Annotated in this window: 3 protein-coding genes; 1 reads left to right on the plus strand and 2 read right to left on the minus strand. The window is 43.8% G+C overall.

Going from position 1 to position 2,678, the window contains the following annotated elements; translation table 11 throughout:
- A partial coding sequence (locus IQR33_RS13740; RefSeq protein ID WP_193843767.1) for a Na+/H+ antiporter NhaC family protein occupies positions 1–951 on the plus strand: 951 nt, incomplete at its 5' end.
- 90 nt (positions 952–1,041) lie between these two features.
- Here IQR33_RS13740 and IQR33_RS13745 read toward each other — a convergent pair.
- On the minus strand, positions 1,042–2,205 hold the full coding sequence (locus IQR33_RS13745) for a chemotaxis protein (RefSeq protein WP_193837628.1): 1,164 nt from the start codon (positions 2,203–2,205) through the stop codon (positions 1,042–1,044).
- A gap of 104 nt (positions 2,206–2,309) precedes the next feature.
- The coding region (locus IQR33_RS13750) for an Hpt domain-containing protein (protein ID WP_193843768.1) at positions 2,310–2,678 on the minus strand (369 nt) is incomplete at its 5' end.

Consider the following 2,678-nt stretch of genomic DNA (forward strand, 5'->3'; position numbering starts at 1 on the left):
TGTTACTTTGGTGACAAAATGTCGCCTCTATCGGATTCAGTAATCCTTGCTTCATCTATGTCTAACGTTGAAGTGATGGAACATATTAAAGGTATGTTGCCGATAGCACTCATTAGCTACATTATTACAGGCATTATGTTTACTGCATTTGGCTTCCACTACGCAGGTCAAGTTGACATGAGCCAGGTAGACTCTGTCATTAAAGCGATGGAACAGCAGTTCTACATCACCCCTTACTCATTTGTTCCTGTGATCATCGTATTGTCACTTCTAGCGATGCGTATGCCTTCATTCCCAGTGATCAGTTTTGGTTCTCTGCTAGGTATTATTTGGGCAGTGATGATCCAAGATGTCGATTTCCTAACCGCGTTCAACACGGCTTGGGCTCCGTTTGCAATCTCATCTGGCGTAGATTTCATTGACTCAATCCTTAACCGTGGCGGCATGTCTTCAATGCTTGGGTCGGTAGCGGTTATCGTATTCGGCCTTGGTTTTGGCGGTCTACTAGATAAAGTAGGCGTGCTAGAGACTATCGCGAAGCTGTTTGAAAAACGCGTTCAAAGTGCAGGTTCATTGGCAACAAGCACAATTGGTACGGCCTTTATGGGCAACGTATTTGGTTCAGCGATGTACGTTTCACTTATTCTGACCCCAAAAATCTGTGCGAAGAACTATGACCGTCTAGGCTACAAACGTAAGAATTTGTCTCGTAACGCAGAATTTGGCGGCACGCTAACCTCAGGTATGGTCCCTTGGAGTGACAACGGTATCTACATGGCCAGTATTTTGGGTGTTGCTACACTGTCTTATGCCCCGTTCATGTGGCTGAGTTTTGTATGTATCATCGTAACGATCTTCACTTCTTACATGGGTTGGTTTGTTGATAAGTGCGAACCAACAGCAGAAGCAGTTGAAGAAGCTGAAGGCGAATTAAAGCAGCAAACCGCTTAACTTCGCAGAGATAGGAAGAACCTCCCTTTCGAATTCAATACTAAAAAAGAGCGCTTTAAAGCGCTCTTTTTTTATTTCCAAAACAAATCGTTAGCTTTGTTTGACTAGCGTTTTCACGGCTGCACGCTTCCCAAACCAATAGCCCAAGCCAAGCGGTGCAAAGAATATAACGGCAATGAACAGAATAAAGTAGATGATGGTACTTTTGACAAGTTCAATCAGCTTAGTCATTGCGAGATTCACAACCTCTTGCGACACTCGATCCATATCTTGAGCAAACTTCTCGCGCTCATGGGTAATGATCTGTGCGATTTCTTGGCGCTCTCTGGCAACCATCAGCTCTATAGCTTGGCGTTCTTCACCCAACTGAGATAAACGCGCCTCCGTCCTTTGATCGATATCGTCAACCAAAGGTTGTAACTCCAGCGCCATTTGTTCTGCCAAATAACGCATGTACTCTGGGTTGTTATCGATAAAATCCCTCATCGAATCAGCGGTAACTTGCAAACTATTGAACGCCGCATTGACTTTTTCGATACTGGCAGAGCTATTCAAGGCCAACAACTGCGCTTTCCACGTCATAATTTTTGGTGTCTGCTCTGATACCAGACTTAGACGATCAGAGACATCCCCAAGTGCTTCTGGCATCGTGCCTAGCGTTGTAACGGCTTCCTCTTCGCTAATTTGGTTTGCATCTAACCACCTACGGTAAGCCGGAGTCCTAATCATGCTTAAATCAGCGAATGGATGCTGCTTGGCGAACTCTGCAACAAACGTTTGTGTCTTGATGTATGCTTCTTTCTTCAATAAAGATTGAGCCAGTTTATCTACCTCTTTCGCTAAATAAACGGAAACTAACTTGGCCTCATCAGACGCAAAGAGCTCATTACCAGAAGCGGTAGTAAAGAACTGTTCCATTTGTAGCGTGAAAGTCCATGTATCAATCAGTGCAGCCATTGGGGACACTTGATACGCAGAAGCTTGGATGCCCTCTTCAGCATTTATCTTCCAAAGTAAAATATAAGATTGATGAACTTTATCATGAGGCTCATATTGTTCGTGTAGTGCGTCTGCTGCTTGCTCAACCTGAGCAAAAAACTGCTGCGCATACTCACGAGTCAAAAGACGCATATTGAGCTCTTGTTTGGTAAGAGGGACGGTTTGACTCTCGATCTTGACTTCGAGCAGGGAGCACCCTGAAAGCATCATAACCAGCCCTATCAACATCATTGAAGACATTCGGCGAACGGACATGAAAACACCTTTAACAAATTGTATAGAACAGGAATAAAGCGAACTAAGTCATATAGTTCGAGCCTTTATTACCTCAACTCTTATGACATTAAGTCAGAGCAATATCAATCTGTTAGCGCTTCTGTTATCTTTTCACTATTGAGAACATTATTAGCAAAAAGTATGGTTTGTTTTAGGACATCATCTAAACATGCCAACTTCTCTTCCGGCACTTTTTGCCCTTGTTTAATCAACAGTTCAATATCACCCGAAATACAGTGCAATGGCATTGCACCTAAACTCCCTGAGACCCCTTTAAGACTGTGTGCGGCTCTTTGCGCTTGCTCTTTATCCTCTTCTAACAGCTGATACATTTTAGTGCCATCGCCAGAGTGATCCTGAATAAAGACCTCCAGTAACATCCGCACAGCGCCCTCGTCACCAGACAGAGAATCTAACATTTTATTGATATCTATGTACGGCTCACGTTCCAC

The organism is Vibrio sp. OPT46, assembly GCF_015163535.1.
Classification (GTDB): domain Bacteria; phylum Pseudomonadota; class Gammaproteobacteria; order Enterobacterales; family Vibrionaceae; genus Vibrio; species Vibrio alginolyticus.